The 24,458-nt window shown below is 42.0% G+C and carries 20 protein-coding genes; 16 read left to right on the forward strand and 4 right to left on the reverse strand.

Annotated features, from left to right (window positions below; all coding sequences use genetic code 11):
• Window positions 1-5 precede the first annotated feature (5 nt).
• The 6 genes from FQZ95_RS13300 (at window position 6) to FQZ95_RS13325 (ending at window position 9,592) form a co-directional block, all read left to right on the forward strand.
• Window positions 6-512 (forward strand): transcriptional regulator, encoded by a 507-nt coding sequence (locus FQZ95_RS13300; protein WP_097311356.1) that lies wholly within the window; start codon window positions 6-8, stop codon window positions 510-512.
• A gap of 105 nt (window positions 513-617) precedes the next feature.
• Window positions 618-1,370, forward strand: a complete 753-nt coding sequence (htdT, locus tag FQZ95_RS13305; protein ID WP_183082998.1) for a protein-disulfide isomerase HtdT — start codon at window positions 618-620, stop codon at window positions 1,368-1,370.
• 9 nt (window positions 1,371-1,379) lie between these two features.
• Window positions 1,380-2,330: a TraV family lipoprotein gene (locus tag FQZ95_RS13310; protein WP_097311354.1), complete on the forward strand. Its 951-nt coding sequence runs from the start codon at window positions 1,380-1,382 to the stop codon at window positions 2,328-2,330.
• Between the two features lie 8 nt (window positions 2,331-2,338).
• Window positions 2,339-5,020 carry an IncHI-type conjugal transfer ATPase TrhC gene (gene trhC / locus FQZ95_RS13315; RefSeq protein WP_097311353.1) on the forward strand — a complete coding sequence of 894 codons (2,682 nt, stop codon included), beginning with the start codon at window positions 2,339-2,341 and terminating at the stop codon, window positions 5,018-5,020.
• Between the two features lie 2,317 nt (window positions 5,021-7,337).
• Complete coding sequence (locus tag FQZ95_RS13320) at window positions 7,338-8,591, forward strand: ParA family protein (protein ID WP_097509731.1); 1,254 nt, start codon at window positions 7,338-7,340, stop codon at window positions 8,589-8,591.
• Window positions 8,588-9,592 (forward strand): ParB family protein, encoded by a 1,005-nt coding sequence (locus FQZ95_RS13325; RefSeq protein ID WP_097311351.1) that lies wholly within the window; start codon window positions 8,588-8,590, stop codon window positions 9,590-9,592. The genes FQZ95_RS13320 and FQZ95_RS13325 overlap by 4 nt, the downstream gene beginning before the upstream one ends.
• A 154-nt stretch (window positions 9,593-9,746) precedes the next feature.
• On the opposite strand, the gene FQZ95_RS13330 is transcribed toward FQZ95_RS13325, so the two are convergent.
• From FQZ95_RS13330 to FQZ95_RS13345, 4 genes are read right to left on the reverse strand one after another with little or no spacing between them, the layout of a single operon-like run.
• Entirely contained in the window at window positions 9,747-10,139 is a 393-nt protein-coding gene (locus FQZ95_RS13330) for a hypothetical protein (RefSeq protein WP_097311350.1), read from the reverse strand.
• Entirely contained in the window at window positions 10,136-10,657 is a 522-nt protein-coding gene (locus tag FQZ95_RS13335) for a hypothetical protein (protein WP_097311349.1), read from the reverse strand. Before FQZ95_RS13335 ends, FQZ95_RS13330 begins: the two co-directional genes overlap by 4 nt.
• A 2-nt stretch (window positions 10,658-10,659) precedes the next feature.
• Window positions 10,660-11,490: a hypothetical protein gene (locus FQZ95_RS13340; RefSeq protein WP_237427996.1), complete on the reverse strand. Its 831-nt coding sequence runs from the start codon at window positions 11,488-11,490 to the stop codon at window positions 10,660-10,662.
• Complete coding sequence (locus FQZ95_RS13345; protein WP_097311347.1) at window positions 11,490-12,437, reverse strand: metallophosphoesterase; 948 nt, start codon at window positions 12,435-12,437, stop codon at window positions 11,490-11,492. The genes FQZ95_RS13340 and FQZ95_RS13345 overlap by 1 nt, the downstream gene beginning before the upstream one ends.
• Window positions 12,438-12,807: 370 nt before the next feature.
• Here FQZ95_RS13345 and parM point away from each other — a divergent pair, with 370 nt between their 5' ends.
• The 10 genes from parM (at window position 12,808) to trhU (ending at window position 24,444) form a co-directional block, all read left to right on the forward strand.
• Complete coding sequence (gene parM / locus FQZ95_RS13350; RefSeq protein WP_097311346.1) at window positions 12,808-13,842, forward strand: plasmid segregation protein ParM domain-containing protein; 1,035 nt, start codon at window positions 12,808-12,810, stop codon at window positions 13,840-13,842.
• 28 nt (window positions 13,843-13,870) lie between these two features.
• On the forward strand, window positions 13,871-14,548 hold the full coding sequence (locus tag FQZ95_RS13355; RefSeq protein WP_097311345.1) for a hypothetical protein: 678 nt from the start codon (window positions 13,871-13,873) through the stop codon (window positions 14,546-14,548).
• Between the two features lie 558 nt (window positions 14,549-15,106).
• Entirely contained in the window at window positions 15,107-15,559 is a 453-nt protein-coding gene (locus FQZ95_RS13360) for a transfer repressor (RefSeq protein WP_097311344.1), read from the forward strand.
• A complete protein-coding gene (locus FQZ95_RS13365; protein ID WP_097311343.1) occupies window positions 15,549-15,983 on the forward strand; it encodes a plasmid transfer protein in 435 nt (144 codons plus the stop codon). The genes FQZ95_RS13360 and FQZ95_RS13365 overlap by 11 nt, the downstream gene beginning before the upstream one ends.
• Window positions 15,984-15,985: 2 nt before the next feature.
• Window positions 15,986-16,543, forward strand: a complete 558-nt coding sequence (locus FQZ95_RS13370; RefSeq protein ID WP_172903201.1) for a plasmid transfer protein — start codon at window positions 15,986-15,988, stop codon at window positions 16,541-16,543.
• A 118-nt stretch (window positions 16,544-16,661) separates the two neighbouring features.
• Entirely contained in the window at window positions 16,662-20,960 is a 4,299-nt protein-coding gene (gene rsp, locus FQZ95_RS13375) for an IncHI-type conjugal transfer protein RSP (RefSeq protein ID WP_097509729.1), read from the forward strand.
• Between the two features lie 276 nt (window positions 20,961-21,236).
• Window positions 21,237-21,749 (forward strand): IncHI-type conjugal transfer protein TrhF, encoded by a 513-nt coding sequence (trhF, locus tag FQZ95_RS13380; RefSeq protein ID WP_097311340.1) that lies wholly within the window; start codon window positions 21,237-21,239, stop codon window positions 21,747-21,749.
• Window positions 21,736-23,244 (forward strand): IncHI-type conjugal transfer protein TrhW, encoded by a 1,509-nt coding sequence (gene trhW / locus FQZ95_RS13385; RefSeq protein WP_097311339.1) that lies wholly within the window; start codon window positions 21,736-21,738, stop codon window positions 23,242-23,244. The genes trhF and trhW overlap by 14 nt, the downstream gene beginning before the upstream one ends.
• A gap of 1 nt (window position 23,245) precedes the next feature.
• Window positions 23,246-23,377: a hypothetical protein gene (locus FQZ95_RS26715; RefSeq protein WP_272917206.1), complete on the forward strand. Its 132-nt coding sequence runs from the start codon at window positions 23,246-23,248 to the stop codon at window positions 23,375-23,377.
• A gap of 11 nt (window positions 23,378-23,388) precedes the next feature.
• Window positions 23,389-24,444: an IncHI-type conjugal transfer protein TrhU gene (gene trhU, locus FQZ95_RS13390; RefSeq protein ID WP_201794334.1), complete on the forward strand. Its 1,056-nt coding sequence runs from the start codon at window positions 23,389-23,391 to the stop codon at window positions 24,442-24,444.
• Window positions 24,445-24,458 lie beyond the last annotated feature (14 nt).

The following is a 24,458-nucleotide window of genomic DNA, read 5'->3' on the forward strand; positions in this document are numbered from 1 at the left end:
TAATTATGGAAAATAACATTGAACCAGGAACAAAAAGTGATTCTGTTGATAACGTAAAGCTCAAAGTGTCTAAACCTGTTGGGGGTACCCGTTCGACTAAAAAAGTAACTTTGGAGATCGATATAGAGAAAGCCCTCAAATATCTGATGCTAGCTGGCATTATCGTTCTTTTCGTGATTTATGGATACAAGGGGGCGTGTTTTGTTTATGACAGCGTCAAAGCATTGTCGAATCCGACTTACAAGATTGCCGTTCTTGATTTGCAAACTTTAAGGAAAGAATTTAATAAGCAGAATCCGGTGTTGGATTCGGTAGCATCTAAAAAGAATTTTGAAAATTACTTTAAAGCATTAATGCAAACTTACCGTGAGCGTGGCTATTTTGTTATTGATGCATCAATAGCCGTAACTATTCCAGAGAATGTTCAAATTGTCTCTTATATCGACCTTGATGACAGTTTTGGTGAGGTACAATCACTTCAAAGCGATACAAAAGAAAGTGGGATACGATAATTGAAAAAGCTACTTTTATCTCTGCTGGTCTCCATGAGCACAGTGTGTCTGCTCCAAACTCATGCTGCTGAAAGTGTATTAAACAATAGTGATGCAGCTGCGTTAATGGAAAAAGCAAAAGAAGGTGGAGTTTCCACTAAACCTTTTGAGGGTGTACTGGCAAAAATGCGTAACTATATACCTAAAGATGCTATTTACATCCCGACTGGAGGCCTTTATCTCTTCCAGGATGAACGGTCTCAGCTGATGGCGGTCACCACTGATGGTCGTTATACAATAACGGGTGGTAGCGTCATGGACATTCTTCAGAGGAAGTCAGTTTTATCAGTAGAGGATATACGAAAGTCTTACTTTATTAATTTAGACGATGCTCCCTTTTCACTTGCGACTGTGGCATCTATCCCTTTAGGGAACCCAAAATTAAAAAGACAAGCGGCTATTTTTATTACACTGGATTGTGATGGTTGCCAGGATTTAGTAAAAAAATTTTATGATGAACGAGAAAAATACCGGATTGACATCGTTTTAATCCCCTCCCCGGGTGAGTCAAAGCAGAAATTACGACAATTATGGTGCAGTAAAGAAAAAGGTAAAGTGAATGACCTTGATATATTGCGTTGGCTTATGGGCAATAAGGCTGATATAGAAAAGCGTCTCCTGTCAAAAGAAGAGGCTGAAACATGTCCGGCTGAACCGTTGGTGGGATCTTTAATGCTGGCAGGTATTTATAAATTACAGGGAGTACCTTCAGTTGTAAGACAGGATGGACTCTCTGGTAATGGCATACCGAAAGACTTTGATTACTGGTTAAAACAAAGTGTTGAACCATTACTCAAAAACCCATTTGAAACTAAATAAGGTAATGAAATGAACATTAAAAATATTATTTTCAGCGCACTGGTTGTTAGTTCATCTTCATACCTGGTGGGTTGTACTATCGGCAGCTCAGAATCCGAATGCCCTGGTATTGAAAAAGGGGTTGTCTGTAAAGGCCCTCGTGAAGTTATGGAATTGACGAATAACCGTGATGATCTTTCCGGCCTTGCGGAGGAAGAAGCTAATTCGGGAAAGGGGAAATCGGCTGTCAATGACAGTCAGTACCCTGTCCAGGTTACGCCCCCTGGCGCCGTTCAGTATCCGAAGTCGTCTACGCTGGTTAATAAGCCTGTGATATACACGGCAACGCAAAATAAACCTGATGGCCAGATCCCGGTTATGTACGATGAGACACTAAAAATGGGGGCGCCAATGTCAAAAATTGGGCCGCGACCTATAAGTGGCATTCCCGTTAATTCAAATGTAACGATGACAACGAGTTACAGCACTACAGGAGCCTCTGGGAACCCTTTTTTACATCCGACTGCTGAAATTATGAAACAAGCAACCCAGGTTGTAACTCCGGCGCCTGTACAGCGCTACGTTGCGCCGGATTCCGATATAAATGCCAGTAAAGACCTTTACTCAATTAATAACGGAAAGCCTGTAAACCCTACCCTCAGCTCAGGCCAGATCCAGCAGTACCGTACACAAGGGTACAAACAGGCTGTCGTAGCTCCAGAACCGCTTGCTGTACTTCAACAAGGTCGCGTCATGAGGATCACCTTTGCACCATACACGGATGATAATGACGCGTTAAATTTGCCTGGTTTTGTATATGTGAATGTCAAACCGCAAACCTGGATTGCGGGTAAGAATTCTACATCAAATCCAGCGCGTATTGTTCCTTTGGAAGTTCAGGATGCTGCACGTGAAAATATGCAACAGCAACAGCGAGCAACCAAAGCAGTTTCGTCTAACGGTATTATCAGACAACTCTGAGGTCGCTAATGAAATCTGCTAACATCTATAATAAAGAGTTGAAACGTCAACAGCTAGGTGGGTTTATTCCCGTATATGACCAGATCCCAGGTACGAATTATTTTCTAATTGACGGTAATAGGCTTGGGTTTATGTTTATTTGTAACCCTTCGCCTGGTATTTTTGATAATCAGCAGGATGTGTTGGCTGAATTATTTAAAATGGACTTCCCTGCTGACACTATCTGTCAAACCTCATTAACTGCCCTGCCGGACCTGACCTTGCACTTAAGTGCCTGGTCTGCCGTTCGTGGTGGTCGAATGGAAGGTCATGATAAGCTTAAGGCAGATTTGCTGACTGGCTACCAGCTTGACTATTATCACCGAAGCCTGCATGAACCTTTAAAACCGGACCATGACAAATTGATGCTTCGTGATTTTCAGGTGTGGATTTCATTCTCAATTCCTTTGAAATCAGCGTTGCCTACTGAAATGGAACAAACTCGGGTCGATGCGCTGTACTCTGAACTCATCAGTAAGTTGAATACATTAGGCCTTTTCCCACATAAAGTTGGCGCCGAAAACTGGCTTTATTGCATGGATAAGTTATTGCATCCGGGAGAAAATTCGCGATGGTCTGAAGGTCATGTTGAAGTCAATACCATGAGACGTCTAAACGAACAGCTCAATGTCCCTGGTCGAAAATATACAGTTACTGAAAATAACTTTTCTTCTACAACTCAGAGTAATGATGTTTCTGAACAACGCTTTTTCAAACAATTGTCAGTGGTCAAATTTCCAGAATATGTAAATTTTGGCTGCATGTATGAACTTGTAGTTAACTGGATGAATGGTCGAAAAACAATCTTTAGCCCATTCATGATAACGCAGACTGTCCATTTTGCGGACCCATTAAAGTTAGCAAGAGATAACGTCAGATATAAGGCAATTACAAACAAACAAGCAAGTATCCCGACAGTTTTAACGTTTTGTCCAAGACTGAAGGATATGGATAATGATTACATGACGGTAACTCGTGAACTGGAAGACGGGGCACGTCTCCTACACAGTTATCTGACTTTTACCGTTATGGGGAATTCTGCAATTGATGTTCAGTCTGCCGCAAACCAGCTAAAATCATTTTATCTGGAAAATCGTGTTAATGTGGCAGATGATTCATTCATAGTCTTTCCCTCGTTTGTTTCCTCCCTTCCAATGTGTAATGACCCAAAAACAATACTAGATCTGGATCGTTTTGAGGTCGTTAGTAATACTGGTGCAGCACACATGACTCCGCTATTCGGACCATGGAAAGGTAATACTGACAGGCCCGTGCTTAACCTCGTCTCACGAGAAGGCCAGCTGTTGGGGCTTGATATCTTCAAGACTTCTGCTAGCTATAACATGGTTATTGGGGCGACTTCTGGTGCAGGTAAATCGTTCTGGGTTGCATACATCATTAATAACTATCTTGGCGCTGGGCCGCGTTCTAATAATCTGATCCATTATCGCGATACTTTTGAAGGTTTCAAAAACAACGCTTATGATGCCTTTGATCCAGATGGGGCCCAGATTTTCGTAGTTGATGTTGGTCGCTCATATCAGGGTATTTCGGAGCAATACACAAATAGTCAGTTTATAGACTTTGGTAAAAGCCCTGATTTTACTCTGAATCCGTTCGCATTTTTGACTGATGTCACTGTTGCAGAGCGAGTGTTTGATGAAGCGCCTGTTTTCGATGACGATTCAAATAATAACGACGACGAAAAGGATAAAGTTGCACAGACCATTATGGTCCTGAACCAGTTAAAAATAATGGCATCTGAAAAGGGAAATATTGACGATTATCAACAATCGGTCATGCTGCAACTGATTGGGGAGGAATATAACGAATCACGAAAAATCGGTCGTACAGGCTCTATCACAGGATTTGCTCGCCGCTGTTTTGCCCATGAAGATAAGCGAATTAAAGATATCGGAGAGCAGCTAGGACAATGGTGTGAAGGAGGAATTTACGGAAATCGGTTTACCGAAAATCTCCCGCCAATAAATTTTGGTAGTCGGTTTATTGTTCTTGAACTCGAAGAGCTGAAGGGCACCCCTCACCTCCAGACAGTCGTGCTAATGTCGATCATTCAGGCCGCTCAGCATGCAATGTTTATCAAAAAAGACGGCCGTCGCAGGTTGTTCATACTTGATGAGGCGTGGGAGTATATTCGCCCGGACAATGCTTCAGGTTCAAGTAACCAGTCAAATCAGTTTTTCTCATCTTTCCTTGAAGCTGCTTGGCGCCGATTCAGGAAAACACACTGTGCTGGTATTTGTATTACTCAGTCTTTTGAAGATTACTTTTCCTCCTCGGTAGGTCGTGCTCTGACGGCCAACTCGCCGTGGAAGATCATCATGAAGCAGGAAAAAGAGAGTATAGAAGCCATGAAGGCTAATAACTACTTTTCTACTACAGATGCTGAATATGAGCGTATGAAAAATATACGAACGGTAAAGCGTGCCTTTTCTGAGATGCTTGTTCGATTTGAAAATTTCCAGGAGATTTGTCGTCTTTATGTAGACAGGAAAATGGAGCTTTGTTTTACAACTGACAGTTCCGACCGTGGAAAGTTATGGGAAATTCAAAGCCGCCTTGATTGCTCTTACGGCGAAGCGATCGAGATTCTGTACCAACAAGAAGTTGCGAGCAAAGCAGCTGTATGATGTTTAAATTGTACTGGATACCTCATTTTCTTAATGAGGTATCCATACGGTTCTCAAATTGAAGGTTGTTAATTTTTATCCCTGCCCTCCCCCGCCAACAACGCCCAGGCTCAGGATCTTTAACTCGAGTTTTCTTTCCTAAATAATTCCATCATATTCTTTGAAAAATAGTGTTGGTAGGGGGGCCTGTGACTTCTGTCTAAGCTGGCGGGTTATGTGGCTTATACATGGCTGATGATTCATCAGACTAACCCTGTGTTGAGTAAAGTGTTTGCCTTGGATGCAGAGATTATGGTTGTAAGTTTCAACCAAAAGTATCGATTGCATGTACATTAAAACAATACACAAAAATCTGGTTTGTTTAGCAAAACACAAAATAAGTTTTAATTTTTTTGTTAATGCTAAAGCATTGAAACTACAGTGATAATTCTTTTAGATGCTGGTTTGGTTAACTAATTCGAATCTGGTTTTTCTAAGTTGTTTTTGCTCGGCAAACTAAAAAAAGACTGTGAAATGGTTTGCTTAGCAAACCAAATTCACGGTGAGTTGTATAGGATTGCACTATATTGATATATTGGTTTGAATAAGTAACCATTTAGACTTCAATAGAATCAGCAACATTGTTAATCTTGATTTTTCAATCAATGTGAAAACTAACGTTGCGACCAAAAAAACATAAATATGACATTAGATCTGTATTTATAATTACATCATAATATTTTTCGAATTGAGAAATTTGCTGAGAACCTATTCATTTCCCTTTTACTTGATGCGGGCAACAAACTCTTTAACATTGGGTCAGTAACGCTCAAAAGCATATTGTAATTGTTAAATTTTAGCGTGCCTTGCATAAAGTAACTTCCATATAAAACCCTCAGGCTCAAAGTTCCTGCCTTAGTATGGAGTATTCTGCTTACCTTCATTTAGATCATGAGCCAAGATAATCTTAGGTTCATTCAAGAATGAGTGCATATCTGAAGATGATTTTGTTGAAACCTGGCATATGGCAAGACCTTTGTCCCTCATTAGAAGTTCACCGAGTAAAATATAAACGCTTGTCTGGACCGCCATTATATAGCAAAGAGAAGGAAATCGAATTAAACTCCAATCCTCTTATACCAAGTTATTTTTGTATTCTCATCTAGATTTCTGAAGAAGTTGTCTGCAAGGAAAACTCATTGATAAAGTGAACAGTCGTTTTGATTTGCACAAATATTCATATAAATATTTGTTTGCCCTCTGAACCGCATGGAAACCGTCAGTTAGAGAGCATCAGGCAATTCTGAAAGGTCCCCGCCGCATTAGCGGTCGCCTAAAAATTTGTTGGTCTATGACGGCTTGATTATGAGTCAAATTTCATATTTTTGAATAAATGATCACCAAACAACCATAAAGAAATTTTCGCGGCCTAACCTGAGTTTCGATTTGAAAGTTATCCCTAAGGCGGTGTTTCAACCTAAAAGCAGTAGTCACCTCGTTATGTCCTTCCTTTATATCTTAAGCTGTGATTCAGCGTTGTAACTTAATCTCTTTACTAAATGGACTTATGGTGTTGGTTGCTTAAGAGATTTTTCAAGCTTAAATTCTGAGATAACATTTTGGTCGAAATACCAAGCTGAAAAATGTTCTCTTCTCAGTTCTTATGACCAAATTTAAATTTTCTCAGTAAAAATTTTACGCTATGGATAGACCCTCCTGTGGATCTCAGGGAATTTATTCCCTTAGTTGCCATCCAATATATGAAGCAGTTCGAGTGCTGGGGAGTTTAACCCCCTTAATCGCAACCCCGTGAAGGAAGCTAGTTCGAATAACGGGGTACTGATTTAACCCCCTTAATCGCCAGACAGTGAAAGAAGCTGTCCGGGTAACGGTGCATTGATTTAACCCCCTTAATCGCCAGACGGTGAAAGAAGCTGGTCGAGTAACGGTGCATTGATTAACCCCCTTAATCGCCAGCCAGTGAAGGAAGCTGTCCGGGTAATGGGGTACTGATTTAACCCCCTTAATCGCCAAACACTGGCTGGAAAATGAACGGCCCTGGCGGCAATTAATCACAAGATAGAAGAGCCCCTTTGAGCCGAGATTCTGTTATCCGTCAAAATTGAAATCAACACTCATAAAAAAGCGCAATAAACAAATAACAAGGTAAGTCTGTGAGGTAGAAATTCCAATATCGATGAAAAAGATTCAGAAAGTTAGCGAAGAAATTGAAATGAGGTTACAATTAAACGCATGAGGCGCAACTGTACGCATTATGCGTAAAGTTTACGTATATGCGTTTAATTCTAATATTTAGGTTAAAAGGGATCGGAAGAGAATGAATCTAATTGATAAAATCGCCCTTGTCGGTCAACGCATGAAGAGCGAGCAGATTTCCCTGAAAGAATCGTTATTGGTCTCTTCAAGGGTTTCAGTTTCAGATGATAGCGTTGACGGTGTAGATCGCCTCATCTATAACCATTGTTTGAATAAAAAAAACCTGTCAGACTTTTTTGGAAAATCACGCGTCACTTTTAACAAAATCCTTTCAGACCTTGAAGAAAAAGGTGTGGTTGGTGCTCCTATCTATCAGAACAAAAACCATCTCTATACCCGATGGGACGTCCAAAAAATCATGGATGCGCTGGGCTTCCCACGGTACAGCTACTATTACCATAGCCGTACAATCGTAACGCAGAACCATAAGGGAGGTACTGGGAAGAGTACAACTTCAGGTGCTCTTGCGGTCGCGGCAGCACTTGATTTGCAGCTAAATGCCAGAATATTGTTGATCGAATGGGACCCACAAGGCTCTATTGGTAGCGGGATGATCCAAAGTGTAGCGGATGATGATGTATTCCTGACCGCAGTTGACGCCATCTTAGGGGTATATGAAGAGGACTCCGATTACAAAAATTACCTGAATTTAGGGTATTCGGAAGAAGAAATCATTGAAAGTATGCCTTTTTCGACACACCTTCCAAATCTTGATGTTATAACAGCATTTCCTACAGATGCGCGATTCAAAGATAAATACTGGCAGTGTTCCAGAGAAGAACGCACAGAATTATTACTTCGCTTCAAAGAGGTTATATTGCCTGTTTTGAAGAAAAAATACGACTTGATTATCATAGATACTCCACCAGAGGATTCGCCCCTCACTTGGGCAGCTGATGAAGCTGCTGATGGCATCCTGGTTGCCGTTTCACCTCGTGAATATGATTATGCATCTACAACTGATTTCATGTTGACGATCAGTGAGCGTTTCAAACAATCGCCGAGCAAGGGTGAAAATTTGAAGTGGTTCAAAGTGCTGGCTGTAAACGTCGACGATAAAAGTCCATACGAAAAAATTGTCCTGGATAAACTGGTAAGAACAGTGCAGGAACTGTTTATGTCCGCAAATATCAAAAATTCCGAAGCATTTAAAGCCGCAGCTTCTAGGGGAAGAACCGTATTAGATATTAAAAAGTCTGAGGAACTGTGTTCTCCCAAACAGCTTGATGTGGCTGAAGAATCAGTAATGGCGGTCTACCAGCAATTTATAAATGAGATTAAGAGTTTTTCTGCGAAAGAAAGGGGTAACGCATGAGTGATGAGCAGCATATCGGAAGTGACAAATCCCGCTATATTAATGCACCTAAGCGTACTGAAGTCAGCCATCGTTCAGGACTTCAGGGCTTGAGATCACAGCCTCGACTAAGGAAGCTTTTTACACTACACAACAACCGTAAGCTCGAGGCTGAACACATCATTGTTCCGGCTGAAAAGGTGAAACTGGAAACCGCAGTACACCCTATGAACCCTCGAAATCAGGAAGCTCTTACTGAAAATGCAGTTCGGGATATCCTGAAACAAATTGAGGAAAGGGGAGTAGACACCGAGGGCGTTGCTGTAAAAAGGGATGGGGTTTATCTGCTTATAGAAGGCAGTCGTAGGCGTTTCTGTTGCATACAATCGGGAAAGGATTTGCCATTATGGGTGTTGCCGGATGAGCTATCCCCGGAAGATATTAATTCCATCATTACAGCAGCACAGACCTCACGAAGATTTTCTTATCGTGAGGTTGGATTCCAGTATTTACAGAAAATGGAAGAACTTGGATTTGTAACTAATGAGGAGCTAGCTCAATTTCTTGGTATCAGCCACGTATCTGTTTCTAAACGTGTCCAGGCTGCGAAGATAGATCATTCTCTTATTGCTCTATTTCCTGACTATGAAGGCATTCCAAATTCGTATTATAATCGTCTATCCCGACTACAGAAATACATAGAGAAGAATTTATATTCTCTTGAAGAGGTTGTAGATAGTGTTCGGGACGAAATAAAAGACATGGATGTTAGCGATATTACAGAAGCACAGAAGACCGTAATACAAAAAATCACAACGGTAGTTGAAGGGCTTGACATAAATCCGCCTAGTAAGGGTTGGGATACTCGTGAATTAGCCGAGTTTGATAATAAAGATAAATATGCAAGGATTAGCAAAAGTGCATCTGGACGAAAAATACGTTTTGAATTTAATAGAATGAACAGCGAATTAATCGCAGAAATTGAGGAATTTATAAAATTAAAGTTAAGAGAAAATAAATAATTAGATTATGCAACACCCGCATCGTTTGGGTGCGGGAATTTTTTAGTGCAGGCCTTTTATTCAAACCATCTGATAATAGTAACTTAATGATTAATAATACAAAGTTGCTCATTACAAATGAGTAGAAAGGTCCCTATCGCTGGGACCTGAATTTCTATTGATAAGGTTGATTTGCTGGTTCAGAAAGAAAAGGTCTGAGATCTATATGAACTGCCGCTGCATTGCTGTCATTCATTACATTTAAAGGAGCTTTACCTGGTAAAGACATCGTTGCAACGTCAGGGCCTGAAACAGTAAAGTTATTTTCCGCACTAGGCATTACAGTGAATATTTTTATCGCAACATTTTCATGCCTATACATAGATATCCCGAATGTTGATCCTGCCTCAGTATTGCTGACATCGACTTCAACGGGTGTTCTACCTATTACTTCATTGGTAAGAATATTTTTCACAATGGCACCGTCAGGTGCAGTGTAGATGCGATAAGGATATGCAAAGGCCACTTGGCAGCAGCAAATGCAAATGATTGCCAATATAGATTTCATGATTGCTCCTGTTTCAAAAATGCCAGATTTAATGACTGCGCTACTATCGTTGAATTTGTTTCATTCGAGCCGGGAAATTCATATTTAATACTGAACAACAATGGTAAGGTGAGTCCATCACTTGAATTCTGTGAAATTCGCGTAAACGCATTGTTGATAAATATTAATTGGTCATTGTTGTCATAGCATAGACCGAGTAAGCCGACTGTCGGAACCGCAAACATTGAAACTGAACTAGGTGCTATCAACTGTTTCCCACGCGCTGAATAGGTACAACGGCTTCCGGCCAGATTCAGATCAGATATCTCTATAAATTCAGTGGTCCCATTCTTGGCGAGTAACCAGACATCAGTGCCTGAGCTCTCAATCAAAAAAGTAACTTTTCCATCGGTATAGGCGTCACTTTTGTTGCTCATTACAGGGTCAAACCCTATGGAAGGGAGGTCTGCAATTTTGCTCCCAACCGACTGACAGCCAGTCAAAAGACAGAAAAAAATCACTCCTACTTTTTTAAGCATTATCAGCCCTCATAGTCGTTTTCTTTAGGGTGCTGATAGAGAAGGTTATCCCCCGGATAAACCGTTAATTTATTAGAAAAATAATTAGAACCAAGTACGAGGTTGTTGCGCTTACCAACCCAAACAAACTCTGAAAATTTAAACGACCTGATTTTTTCTGCCGCTTTGATCTCGTAGATATGTGAGGGCAGTAAAGTTGCATTCGAGTAATCTGAGATTTTGGCGGCAGGGCGAAGTTTTTTGGGCACAGTGAGATTTAATGCGACTTCCGGTGCAGGGGCATACTCCTTTGAAGCTTGCTGAGTGTTTGAAGATGGAGGCAGGGTAAATTTTTTGTCCTGAGCAGGCCCAAAAATCGCAATAACGTCTTTGTTCAGTTTTCTTACGGAGACTATCGCCTGTAATGGGGTACTGGATAGATCATTGACGAATGAAAGTATCAGGCTGGAACCCGGCTCTAGCCATAAAATATTTTTTCCGGCTGCTTCTTCATCCAGGGATACAATTTTCGACAAGAGCACGCCATTTTTAGCAATAACGTCGAATGCAATTTTGGGTATCACAAGATTCAAAGAGGTAAAAGCTGACTGGTTTTCAATCTGTAGATAATTACGCTTAGTCATGCTTGTTTTAATTACTGGTCTTTGTTGACCATCAACAAGCCATCTTCCGTTGACATAATTTGCTGCAATAGAAATATATTCATAGCGTGCATTAGATTTACCTACTGACTGCTGAAAAGTAGGCATTGAGACTTTAGTCGATGCGTTTACTATGATGGATGTACCCATAAATACCAGCACCGGCAACAGTATAAGTTTTAATTTATGCATTATAAAACAGCCTCTATATTGTTATCTTTTAAATCTAGGTTAAGTGGTACCGAGTTTTGTGTGTAAATACCGTTCTTATGAAGAATCATTTGGTGACAAATCAGCGTCGGTGTTGACGCCAGAATCAACTCGACAAGTGTTATTGCCGGAACTGTAGTACGAGGTATACCAGGAGCCAGTAGTTCTGGATCGCTGATTGCTGACATGTAAAGAGAGCCAGTATTGATATGAAGGCAGTTGCCAATGAGTACAGGTAAGTTCGTCAGCGGTAACCCATGCGCCTTTCTGATACTATTAACTGGGTTCCGACCCAGTACCACTAGGTTGACATTGCTAATATTCATTGGCCTGACGGCGTGCTCCATGCCAAAAAGAAACTGACTCTGGAAGATATTTACGTTTGCTTGATTAAATGCGAGAAGAGCATTATATGTATTGTCGAATCCTTGTCGTATGTCGGTATAGTCGGATGGACAAACACCGATAGTAATATTATTTTTAAAAAGCACCTTCATCACCGTGGCTAACTGCGTGGAGAGTAGTTTTCTGATCTCCTCTTCAAGATAATTGCGATTAATCTGTTTATGCCAACTTCCGCCTCTTGCACACCATCGTTCGTTAATAAATGTACTTGGATAATAAGTCCTGCGATCATTATTGGCGGGTAAAAGCTTTTTCATCATCTCTTCACCAGCCCCGGCAGCTGAGAACACACGCACTGAACGGCCGTCGAAAATCCCAGTGTTTATCGCTGTCATTAATTCCATGGGCTCAGGACCATAATCAAAGAGATTACCAGTAGGGAAAATGATTAATTCCTCATCAGGGCATGATATCGAATGGATAAGGTTACAAAGGGTCGAATAATGCCCATGGGGATCTGCCAGAAAGAAAACCCTTCCGGAGAAATTGGTAAGGTCAATTGTCTGGACGTGCTCGGATGCCATAGATGCCTCTTGTAAAATGTGAAGTAATAATACCGGATGAGCGTCGTCAATCTTTTCGTTAAGAGGGGTAATTTCTGCGATTAGGCAAAATAGAATTTGAAAGCATCTTCGGTAACTAAAAAAATACTGGCAAGTACCGCCTTTGAATTGGATTTTGGGTGTCAGTAATACTGAAGAAAACGTTTTTTTCTATGTGTGTATCAAGTGTACACATAGATAGAGGTATCCCCTATCTAAAATGGAAGGATTCTTTTTTAAACAATGACTTATATGATATTTTCGCTTCCTTTTTGTTGACCTAATGAAACCATTAGTGTATAAAATTCATTGAAAAATGGTGGGTTAAATAAACCAATCCGAGGGATTCTGCATGACTGAATTAGCAAAAACAAAACTGGCTGTAGCTGAATCTAGTTCTACTGAACAAGAGACTCTTAAAGTTGTTATTGATGATGGTAGTAAAGCGGCAAAACTGGTTTGCGTTAACAATCAAGGTGACCTAATTCCCTTATTAACTCAAAATAGTTTTGTTGCTGATTTCCGGGTAAGTCATGACGGGCTTATTCCGTTTAATTACCTAATAGATGGGCTTCAAAGATTCTCGCATCACAGTGAATCCAGCAATGCTCTTGAAACTACTGACGTAGCGCACCAGTACGACGAGATCAGTCGTTTAAATGTTCACCATGCTCTTCATGCTTCAGGTTTAGAGCCGCAGGATGTTCATCTCTACGTTACTTTGCCACTCAGTCAGTTCTATACTGCTTTGGGTGAAACAAATAACGAAAACATCCAACGAAAAAAAGATAACCTGATGAAGCCGGTTGAGCGCTATATTGATGGTAAACGTGTTTCATTTAATGTTGTTTCAGTTACCGTTTTCCCTGAATCACTTCCAGCGGTAACTCGTGCGGATGAAATCGAATCAATCGAGTCTTTTGAATCAAGTCTGGTAATCGATTTAGGTGGGACAACACTTGATGTCGCAAGCATTACTGGTCAGTTGGAACAGATCTCCCGTGTCAGGGGTTTTGACCGCATTGGTTGTTCGATCGTATACGATGAAATCCGTCGCTATCTGGATTCTGCAAAGCTAAACGCAAGTAACGCTTACATTCATCACCTGATCGACAATCGTGAAAATAAAGCCTCACTTAAGGTGTCTCCGGATGACCTTGAAGGCGTCTTCCAGGCTGTAAATGGTGCCGTAGTGCAACTTCAAGAAAAAGTGATAAAAGCAGTCACTCAGGTGGAAGAACGGCCGCACAATGTTTTCCTTGTCGGTGGGGGCTCTTACCTGATTGAATCGGCAGTGCGTAAACATTTTGATAAATCAAAAATCATTCTGGTTAATAATCCGCAATTCGCATTGTCACTGGCTATTGCAGATACTGTTTTTGCGTGATGATAGTTTTGATAAGGGGAGGGGATTTATGGCAAAAAAATCTGAGAAAGAAAACGATCGCATTCAGATTAGCGCGTTTTGGTTATCGGAAAGACAATCTCCGTACGCCTATAATTTTTTGAAAAAAAATGACTTAACACATCGTGGTGAGCAGCTTTCACTAATAAGGTCAGCAATCACTACGGGGTTAGTGCTAAATAATCTTTTCCCCGAACTATCAAGTTTTATTAATGGATTGAATGAGAGATTAACAGCTGCTGATCTCAATCGCTTCTTTAATGATGAATTTAAAAAGAATGATTTAAGCAATGAACAGTTGAAAGAACAAATTAGTCTTATGCTTGATTCGAAATTTAACGATTTTTTATCAAAAATTAATAATTTCGAAAATCCTCCTGCACCTCTTTCAACTAATAGTCATACTGATGTCGGTTATGCAGTAAAGCCAGAGACAGAAAAGAACCAGCAGCTAGAGTTAATGGCTACTGAACAGGTCGAAAAGGCCAACCTTCTGACTGTAGAGTCTTTATCGCCTGTTACAAGCGCAAAACAGAATGATTCAGTTCTAAAAACTAATCATGGTTATGCTGATGCTAACGTAGCTCCGAATGATAACATGGTGCTCAGTGAGAAAGCGCAAGGGCAGTGTGTGACAAGACGGCAGAAGAAAAGGCTCAATGCAAACCTCGCAAATCTTGCGAAGTAAATTCAGAAATATCAATTAATTAGAGATTTAAATCTCTAAAAAAAGTCAGCTTACCAGCTGGCTTTTTTATTGGTATATTATTATGAGTTGATTGTGAATGTTAAACCGGTTACATAGAGTACTTGGAAGCTTAATTTTTCATAACAAGTTAAATAACTATGTAGGATTACAGATTCTGCTCAAAAAATTATTATGAAATGCTTTGGTTGTTTCAGGTCTAACCAGTTTGTTTTATGAAACCTAATTTTGGTTAGGTGTACCACTAAAAAAAGGTGATTTAGCTTCTGTTTCATGTTGTTCGTTTGCACGATGTCAGTACAGGTGGTAAAACATGTACGGATTTGTCCTAAAGTATTGGTGGTAGTAAGAAATATCTTGATGAAATTGGTACTTATTTAGTATTTCATGTTAAAAATCTATATGCTTTACTGGTTAGGTTAGTTTTTTTGTTATCCTAACCCCTGTGATCCCAAGGGGTTCTGCCGTGAAAGCGGAATGAGAACAGAAACTAACGGCATCATGTATAACTGTTTGATTATTATAATAAAGGCTGGCTGAATGTTATCACGCAACTCACTAATACATGGATTACGTCGAGATCAGTTAATCGAAGTTTTGTTTATTTCTGAATTCCCAGTTGTCTTGGTCGAGAATCCTTTCATTCAGCCTGCATCAACGGGCAAAAAACCTGTAATTTTTAATATTGATGAATTTCATGTTTCTATCGCTCCAATTTCCTCCCTTAAGTACGACTGGGAATGGGCTCCAATTGATACAATACTCATCGAAGTGGTCATTCCGCCTGCGGAAGCAGACTCCGTAAGCGCCGAGAATGATTTTCTTCGCGATGCGGGGATTGGTCATATTCAATGCGAGCCTGGTGGTGTTTCAATACGCCGTACGGTGACATTTGTTGGTGGTATCACTGCCGACAATTTGCTTTACCAGCTTAGGCTTATGTGCGTGAGTGCGTTACACCTAATTGGAGAGGAATTGGAGGATGAAAGTTAATTTTAAGAAGTTAGTACCTCTTGTAGTGCTCGGTTTCACATTTGCGGGGAGTTACTCGCTTTTTAACGCAAAACCTGCAAAGCCAGACTTGTACGATTTTACTGGCAACGTTCTTAAAACCACGTCTGTTTTTCAACCCTGTGATAAAGAATCCACACCTTCGTTGAACGTCCAGATTGCAGATAACACAAGCGTACATATCAATGGTGTTGCATCAAAAGTTACTTTTGTTGAAAAAGTTCAGCCTAAGGAAATTTCTGTTAAGTGTACGGGGTTGCCAATTAAAAATTCTAGGCTTGTGCATACCAGCTCTTACACCATGATCATCTCGGAAGGAAAAGGTGGTTTTGTTATTTCGGATTTGAAGCATATCCAGGATAATGAAGTCATGTCCGGAACATGGTTCTATAGGAAGAGAGCATAGCGATGAAAGAACTGGAAGCAACTGGTAAGAAGGTTCAGCGGGTTAGGGTGTTCAGCCAGTCAGTAGCGATGGCAATTGAAGCGAATCTCGACAAAAGTCGGTCTTCTGATAATTCTGCCTTCATAAGCGAGGCTGAAAAGTATTACCTCACACTCCAGTTCGCCCCTCCTGCTAACAACAGGGAATTTGGGTGGAATTCTGAGGGAAGCATCCTCATGAAATTATCCCAAAACGAAACCATGGCGCTGGCTTCTGTTTTTCTGAGAATTAAAGCGACACTTAAATTAGAAAAGAGAAAAACAACCCATCGCACACACCCCGCCTACAAAAATATCAATATCGGGCCAAATGACCGTGGGGGCCTGTTAGTAACAGCGGGAATTGTTCCGGTCGAAAGAGGAGCATTTAAACCCTTAAATTATAATCTTCCTGTAACACAAATGGATTGTGTTTCAACAGGCTTGTTTTTGCTTGGGTTCTTGACGCTAAAGATGCCATATGTATCCTCAGAGTCGATAATCACTGCTTTGCGCCTTTCGGAGTCGAAAAGCGGTCAGTGAGTTAAAAAACCTCAATTTTGAGTAAAAAATTAATTTTTTTTACCTCTTAACGGACAAGATTTCAGATTTTTTTATCGTAGAGTAATTTTAATTCTGCGTAAAAAAACAGGTGTTCGTCATGAGAAAATCAGGTTTATGTTTAACCCTGTTGTTTTCTTTAACTGCCTCGATTAAGTCGGTAAATGCCGAGGCAATTATGATTTCAGGAAAACTCCAGGCTGATATACCTGCCGTCACATTTAATCCCGGGCCGGGCGATTTTGTTGCATTCGTAAATAACAATACAATTACTGCTTCAGGCTCTGGCACCGCATGTAATTTGACGGTTGATGATCGTGCGACATCAACGGTGGATAATCTTGTCTGCTTCTTTGAATGGCTTCCAAATAGTTCTGGCTTTACTGCCAACGGCTTCACGCTATCTGGGATACCTAATACGGCTGGAGAGCAAAAACTCCCGTATAAAATATCTTATTTTTCCGGCACAGAAAGGCAGAAAATTGAAGTGGTGAAAGGGGAGTATACAGTTAATGCTATCGTACCGGTTAAACCTACGATCACTGGTCTAAAATCATCAATGGATGGGCTGGTACAGGAGGGTTACTCACTTAAATCCTATATTAAGGATGAAGTGATTAGGAGTTTTGCCATTTCAGTAGAACCCCGCAATTTTGTGCAATATATCTCTATTGGGTCGGGCTCTGCCTGTGAAGTTCCTATTGGCGGGACCAGTTGCACTATCGATGTAGGGAGTATTAAGGTACGTGACTCGGATTTATTGATAGGTTCACGGGAAATAACAGTCACCGCTAATTCTAAAAATAACTACTTCGCCCCTCCCGAAGCGCAGAAACTGACGCTTACCTGGGACTATCGTCCTCCGGTTGTTGACCATACTCTCTGGAATTTCACTGATGAAGCTAAAACTATCAATATTGGTGGGCAGGAGATTTATACCGGAGCTAAAACGGTAGCTGTAGCCGTCAAAGTGCCTCAGGAAGAGACTGAAGGTGAGTGGTGGTTGCCAACAGCTATGACGCTGACGATGATGCCGGACGGAGTATTTAAGCCGACAACAAAAGTTACTTTAGATGATGGTACGGTTATCGACTTTAAGCAATCCTGGGCAACACCAATACGCCGCACCCTCCAGCCCGTGAGCGGCCCCCAGAAGGTCGGCGATGCATATCTGTACATCTTTGACTTAACAGACCTTACTAATGGCTCTTATGCCGCCTCGTTCACTGTAGAAAACACTAGCAAGAATACTTCTACGTACAATGAGCCTGAAAGCAAACTTATGCTTTCAGATAACCCCACACTCATGGTGCTTAAAAATGGGGCAGTTCTGGCAAAACGAGCACCTGTGTATTTCTTAAATGAAATCATTGTTGCCGCATTCCAGGGGCAGGCCGGTGTTGCGGATATTAAAGCCGTTACTATCGATAACAAAGTTGTTGAGCTCACCCCAACGAACATCAAAGGCATTTATTATCTGCCGGTGGGGGATGATCTGGAGGTGAATGAAGACCACGAAATCACAGTCGTGGCGGAAAACCTGTATGGCAAGATTGTGACATTCAATACCACTTTCACATATCAACCGACAGGGTTCGCGCTTAAAAACCTGGAGAAAGACATCACCTTATACTCACGCGTTAGGCAATATACCGACCTGATGGTTCAGACAGCAGGTGATAAATGCACTCTCTTTACTACGGAAGAGAACGCGCAGGCTTATCTTGAGTGGTATGGTAGCAAATCTGATGTCATTGCCTGTTACCCGCAGTGGAACAATGTGCCGGACGGGCTTGAATTTTACTTTAAAGGCCGGACGCCAGGTCTGACAGGGTTCTTCAATAAAACAGGCGATAACCTTCTCGACTACCAAGTTTATATGATAAACGGGAAGGGCTCTAAAGCAGTATCGGCTAAAAATCGCCGTGTACTTAAAACGCAACTGCCGTATAACCCTGAAATTACTTACAAGAAAAACAAGGTGGTCACGGGGATTAACCCTAACACTGTACTAGCGTACACAACAGGTGGGGAAGTTGCTCGCATCTTGGCAAAAGTGGTACCAGCTGATGTGACAGTCTATGTATCGCAAAACGGGGGGGAGAGCGAAAAAACGACGTTTAAAAACCGTTCATCAAATAACGACGCTACTACTTTCGTTCAGCGTTTAAAAGTGGCCGCAGCCCCGCTGTGGACGAAGAATGTATTCGATATTGCTGTTGAGTACACGAAGGACCCGACTATGCGGACCGCAGATACACTAAATGTATATACGGTCCCTGACTTTAACATGCGGGCAGCAATGGAAATTGATGACAAAAAAACGGCTACTACAATGGAACTACCGGTGAAGGTTTCAGTTGGGCGCTATAACAATTCAACCCGCAAAAGCTCATTTAGCCGGACGACAATGGGGGACTGGGATGTAACCATTTACGCTCAGAAAAGCGTCTATGGTAAAGATCCAGAAACAGGGCGTTATAAAACGACTTATGAACGTACCCCATTAACCGAAGCATTGCCAGTGAATGATGCAGGGATGGTCGAAACAAAGATCAAAATCGAGAATATGGATCTCGGGAACATGCGTCTTGTCGGGATAGCTAAAGTTCGTTCGCCTTTCGCTGATTTTGAATTGACCCGGGAAACCAGTGCGATCGGCATCCGTGTGTATAAGGGTGAAGAACTGGAAGGTAATCTCTCAAAGAGCCTGATTATCGGTCGTATCCCTTTAAGTACGCTTGTAAACTTCAAATCGGCCAGTACCGCAAACTCTGATGCGCTTGCGCCTACCGAGTGGCAGGAGTCGTCTGACAATGGGCAGACATGGACGATGCTTTCGGATATGACAGGGAAGAGAAGCATTTCAATCAGGAAATCTGAAGTTGGTAAGTGGCTCTACAGGGCCAAAATGACCAACAAGTTTACGTCGAAAGTGTCATTTAGCGACGTGCTGACAGTTGTAACGTACAAACAGCCTAAGCTGAGTATTGATATTGCGGAAATTCTTGAAGGTGATGATTTACCTGTCACGCTGCTGGATAATGATGAGCCTATTCCGCAGGGTACGGCTGAAGTGATGTGGTCGGAAGATAAAGTTAATTGGGTCGAGGGTGACACGACCTATAGCGTATCTTCGGCTGAGACGCTTCCGCCGACTATCTATGCCCGGATGCGTTATCTGGATTCAGACGACTTGGCTGAAGAGTCCTCATGGAAAGAGACATCTGCGCGGTTAACTGTCGCTAAACCCAAACGCCTTTCCGTTTCAGTGAGCAGAATTTCAAGTGTAGAGGTGGGAAGTAAAGTTACTTTAGATGGCAAATACTCCAACCCGAACAGCCGTTTCCAGAACGGAAATGACGTCATTGAAGAATGGACTACCCCTGACGGACAGAAAATCAGTGGGTCTAATCTGTCGTTGACATTGACAGAGGAGATGCTGGATAAGCAAGGCTATGCGGCATTTACATACAGTGCATGGCTCGCTGACAGCAAGGAAAGTACCATTTCCTCGCGGAAGGTATCGGTTAAGTCCTGGGTGTATAAGTTCCCTGAAATGAAAGTCAATACGAAGCTTAAATACACTATGGCCCCGTCGACATTACACGTCGCCCTGAACGGAATAAAAGACGGGGACTATCCGGGAGTAACTTACTCACGGGAGTGGATCTACGATAAAGAAAATATCTCTGTTTTAAAAGATAATGGGGATACGAAGGAATTTGCAATCGCAAAACCGGGTAAATATACGTTGATGATTATTTTCCGCGATAACCGTAACAACGAACAGCGTATTGAAAATACCTTCGTGGTTGATGAGCAAACTCCGATGACTGTTGAAATGACCCCGAAATTCTCTAATAAGTTCATGAGGACGCCTCTTGATGTCACATTAAGATCTAACATTAAGCTGGCGCACTCTGCTGACAGCATTGATACCGTGACGTACAAAGTAAATGGTAAGGTTGTCGAGGGTAGTAAAAATTATTGGGCGCAAGTAATTTCCGGTCTTACTGAGCAAAAATATGTAATAACGATGGATGTTGTCAGTAAAATGGGGCAGCGGGGAACCGCATCAGTAGATTTTGATGTTGTAAAAAACTCTGTTCCGCAATGTACGTTAAGCTATACAGAAACCAATTTGAGCTGGAGTTTCACAAATAAATGTGTTGATACAGATGGCAAGTTGGTTCGTTATGAATGGTATATCAATGATGAACTAAGGAATGTATTTGGCAGTACTGCGACACTGTCTAAAAATCTTAATCGTGGTAAGCAAGATATCCGGGTTGTCGCATATGATGATAGTGGGGATTCAGCAACACAGCGCACGACCGTATATGGTCCGGATGAGGAAACATCAAAGTCCGAAGGAAAAAATGATTCATCCCAGTAAAACAAACTATTGAACTGAAATAAAAGCCGGGACAAAGTCCCGGCTTTTTGTCATTGACCCTTTGGTTGGATTGCGTCAGATAAGTTACTTTACATGAGCTATGACACAAGTCTCAAGAATCACAAATCAAAGGCCAGAATAAAATAAAAAGAGGGCGTAAATAATCAGAATTAACTGGCTTTGCAGAAATGAAGACGGTCCAAAACGTGGATAATAGGTATTAAGGTAGTGAAAAAATGAGTCCCTTTTGGTACATGTCTCTGAGAGAAGCAGGTTATGAAAGAATACATACCGAAAAAGCGTGGGGTACTGATTTTTGATTGGTACGTGCCAATCAACTTAGCAATTCTGTTGCTGGTTCTGTCCATCTTCTTTACTCGGTTTACATTTGGCCATGGGCTATTAAAAGGGTGTTTACCTGCTGATCTTTACATGATTGACCTGAAGGATAAATCGGTTAAAGCAGGGAATATCATTGCTTTTCATATGCCAAAATCAGTCCGTTTTATACGTGAAAATGAGAAGGTTATTAAGATTGTGGCTGGAGTAGGTGGAGATCGCCTGAAAGTCACAATGGACGGCGTTTATAACGGAGATAAATTTTATAAAGCTAATGCCAGACGTATTTCGAAGAAATACAACATACCTGCTGAGTCTATTGAAAGAGAATTAACTATTCCGAAAGGAGAAGTCTTTTTAATTGGGCAAACGGATCACTCATGGGACTCACGATTTTGGGGGCCGGTTAAGTTGACTTCAGTTATTGGGAAAACATATGCGATCTATTGAATTAAAAACAACCATTAAGCCTCTTGCCTCCTGCCTGACGTTTTACGCCTTGATATCCACTGCTACGGCCAGCTCTCAGTATCAGCAGGTTGCCGATGACATAGCCAGGCAAGCTCAGGCATTGGGCGCTCAATCACCGCCGCTGGAAACAGCAGAAGGCCCGCTTCCGTCAGGCACTCTGGATTCTCCTGATGTCCAGAGGTACGTCCGGCAGGCTGAGGCTATGAAGCAAAACAGAGATCTCAGTCAGCCAACGAACCGAGGCTATGTCCCGGGTATGAATGCTGACAGTGTGCAAGCGGTTATCGATCATACCCAGGCTATACGCGCTCAGAGTAATAATTCTGAGGCAGTTAATGACATTATTCGCAGACGTGATGAGATTCAGGGAAATACGAACCTGAACGCCTCAGCACTAAAGTCTGTCGAAAATAAACCAGAAGTGATGCGCAGCCAGTCGTCGAATATCGAAAAGATGTTTGGTACCTCAGGGATCACCGCCGCTGACTTCGAACGAAAAATAGACAGCAGACGGGAAGAGGTGCTTTCGACAGAAAACGGTATCACTATCTTTGCGTCATTTAGCTTGCCTGATTACGTCCTGGAAGATCTCCTCCGTACCGCGTCACAGCATAAGGCAAGAGTGGTTTTTAATGGACTGAAGAAAGGCACAACACGGCTTCCGGAGACCCAGGCAGCAATCAATCAGTTGGTGGTGAAGGGGAAGTTTGACTCTCCGCTGATTACGATTGACCCGGATGCATTTAATCAGTACCAGATCGCGCAGGTCCCGACAATCATCTCCCGTGAAGAGTCCCGATTCGCGAAAATGGTCGGTTCGTTTAACGTTGATTTCTTCCAGCGAGAACTGGCCAGAAAACCCGATCAGGATATTTTTCCTATTGCTGGTACGACCTACCCGGTAGAAGAGAAAAGCATTATTAAGGAGCTAGAAGAGCGAGCACAAAAGTATGACTGGGACGGCGCCAAGAAGAGAGCTATTTCTGACACCTGGAAAAACCAATATATGGTTAATCTACCTCCGGCTCAGGAGCACAAGGAATGGTTAATCGACCCGACTATAAGGGTTACTCAGGACGTGAAAGATAAGCAAGGCCGCGTCATTGCGTCTGCGGGCGAGCTCATTAACCCGCTGAGCAGATTCCCGCAGAATCTCACTATGATAATTTTTGACCCAATGATCCCTGGCCAGCTTGATTGGGCTGAGAAGCAATATCGCCAGCGACTTGGTAGTGGACAGGTTATGCCGATGTTTACCCGAATTAAACAGGAAAATGGTTGGGACCATTTGAATGATCTGCGAGAGAAATTTAACGGAAAGGTATTCAAAGTTAATGAGCAAATTATTTCCCGCTTCCAGGTAAAAAACACGCCAGTGTTGATCTCCACCGAAAAAGATAAATTCCGGATAACACAATTCAGTGAAGCTGAAATCCGTGGTGTTGGAGTAAAAATTACGGGAGAGGAGAATTGATATGAAAATCGGATTTATTTTAGGGGCATTGCTGGCCATGTGGCTGACCCTGAATTACCCGGACCAGATGAGAGAATATTTCAACAAAGTGGTTGCGTATGTGGAAAGCGTGACAACATTCATTAATAAATAGTGAGCGTGCCGGTGAAGAATCTAAAAAAGTTACTTTTGGAAATATTGGTCGCTGTCATGCTGTCGCTCTCCCTTCCTGCAATGTCCATGGCCGCAGATACCGGCATTCCGGGAGCAATGTGCCAGTCAGCGGGTGTATGGCAGGGCCTCATCAAAAACATATGCTGGAGTTGCATCTTCCCGATGCGAATCATGGGAATTGGTGCGGCGCCAGAAGGAGCCGCACCCTCGCGACCTGGCTGCTATTGCACGGACCAAAATGGGATACCAGAAATCGGATGGCAGCTCAGCTTTTTTCAGCCAGTAAAAATTGTAGAAGTAGTGAAAAGCCCGTGGTGCAGCCCATTTTTAGAGGGAACCATGCTGCAAAAATCACAGTTCGATATTGGAAAGAGTAATACTAACCAGCCTATGACTGGGACAGAAGCCGGATTCTACGACGTACATCTCTGGGAATTCCCGATCATGACAATGTTGAAATTGCTGATCATCGGTGAATGTACAGCTGAACCTTATGTTGATGCCAGTCTGACGTATATCAGCGAAGTAGACCCAATGTGGGAAAGCGATTTGCTGACGCTCGTGCTGAACCCCGAAGCTGTGGTATTTGCAAACCCTATTGCCTCAATGGTGTGTGCAGCCGACTGCGTGGCAGTGACAGCCGGGAAGGACAATTTAGCTGCATATTTTTGCGCCGGATGTGATGGGAACTTGTATCCGCTTACAGGGCATGTCTATGCGAATGATGATGCCGTCAGAACAAGCTCCCTTATTACACAACGACTACTTACTAAGCTACATCGGCAAGGAATGCTAATGAGAACAATGGGGGCTGATGCAATGTGTGAGAAAACGTGGGAATACTTCACCCCTCGTTCTCAATACCGACTTTCGATGCTTTTCCCAACACCTGAAGCAAATGGACCAGAATGCTGTCATCGTCTTGGTGATTCTGTTCATGATTGGTCAACACTGAAAGGTGGAAGGAAGAAAATAGGTATAGATAACTATGTCTATATGTTGTGGCGCTACAATGATTGTTGTGTTCGCTACGTTCCAGGTGCTTGATATCATGAGGCAAT

The sequence above is a fragment of the Escherichia sp. HH41S genome, from assembly GCF_009820115.1.
GTDB classification, from domain to species: Bacteria; Pseudomonadota; Gammaproteobacteria; order Enterobacterales; family Enterobacteriaceae; genus Escherichia; species Escherichia coli_F.

Excerpts from the sequence above, each read along its gene's own strand:
- FQZ95_RS13335 (WP_097311349.1), bottom strand. The coding sequence starts at position 10,657 with ATGCTTAAAAAAGTAGGAGTGATTTTTTTCTGTCTTTTGACTGGCTGT.
- rsp (WP_097509729.1), top strand. The coding sequence starts at position 16,662 with ATGAGAAAATCAGGTTTATGTTTAACCCTGTTGTTTTCTTTAACTGCC.
- parM (WP_097311346.1), top strand. The coding sequence starts at position 12,808 with ATGACTGAATTAGCAAAAACAAAACTGGCTGTAGCTGAATCTAGTTCT.
- FQZ95_RS26715 (WP_272917206.1), top strand. The coding sequence starts at position 23,246 with ATGAAAATCGGATTTATTTTAGGGGCATTGCTGGCCATGTGGCTGACC.
- FQZ95_RS13325 (WP_097311351.1), top strand. The coding sequence starts at position 8,588 with ATGAGTGATGAGCAGCATATCGGAAGTGACAAATCCCGCTATATTAAT.
- trhW (WP_097311339.1), top strand. The coding sequence starts at position 21,736 with ATGCGATCTATTGAATTAAAAACAACCATTAAGCCTCTTGCCTCCTGC.
- FQZ95_RS13365 (WP_097311343.1), top strand. The coding sequence starts at position 15,549 with ATGAAAGTTAATTTTAAGAAGTTAGTACCTCTTGTAGTGCTCGGTTTC.
- FQZ95_RS13340 (WP_237427996.1), bottom strand. The coding sequence starts at position 11,490 with ATGCATAAATTAAAACTTATACTGTTGCCGGTGCTGGTATTTATGGGT.
- trhC (WP_097311353.1), top strand. The coding sequence starts at position 2,339 with ATGAAATCTGCTAACATCTATAATAAAGAGTTGAAACGTCAACAGCTA.
- FQZ95_RS13360 (WP_097311344.1), top strand. The coding sequence starts at position 15,107 with ATGTTATCACGCAACTCACTAATACATGGATTACGTCGAGATCAGTTA.
- FQZ95_RS13370 (WP_172903201.1), top strand. The coding sequence starts at position 15,986 with ATGAAAGAACTGGAAGCAACTGGTAAGAAGGTTCAGCGGGTTAGGGTG.
- FQZ95_RS13320 (WP_097509731.1), top strand. The coding sequence starts at position 7,338 with ATGAATCTAATTGATAAAATCGCCCTTGTCGGTCAACGCATGAAGAGC.
- trhF (WP_097311340.1), top strand. The coding sequence starts at position 21,237 with ATGAAAGAATACATACCGAAAAAGCGTGGGGTACTGATTTTTGATTGG.
- FQZ95_RS13355 (WP_097311345.1), top strand. The coding sequence starts at position 13,871 with ATGGCAAAAAAATCTGAGAAAGAAAACGATCGCATTCAGATTAGCGCG.
- FQZ95_RS13300 (WP_097311356.1), top strand. The coding sequence starts at position 6 with ATGGAAAATAACATTGAACCAGGAACAAAAAGTGATTCTGTTGATAAC.
- FQZ95_RS13310 (WP_097311354.1), top strand. The coding sequence starts at position 1,380 with ATGAACATTAAAAATATTATTTTCAGCGCACTGGTTGTTAGTTCATCT.
- htdT (WP_183082998.1), top strand. The coding sequence starts at position 618 with ATGGAAAAAGCAAAAGAAGGTGGAGTTTCCACTAAACCTTTTGAGGGT.
- FQZ95_RS13345 (WP_097311347.1), bottom strand. The coding sequence starts at position 12,437 with ATGGCATCCGAGCACGTCCAGACAATTGACCTTACCAATTTCTCCGGA.
- FQZ95_RS13330 (WP_097311350.1), bottom strand. The coding sequence starts at position 10,139 with ATGAAATCTATATTGGCAATCATTTGCATTTGCTGCTGCCAAGTGGCC.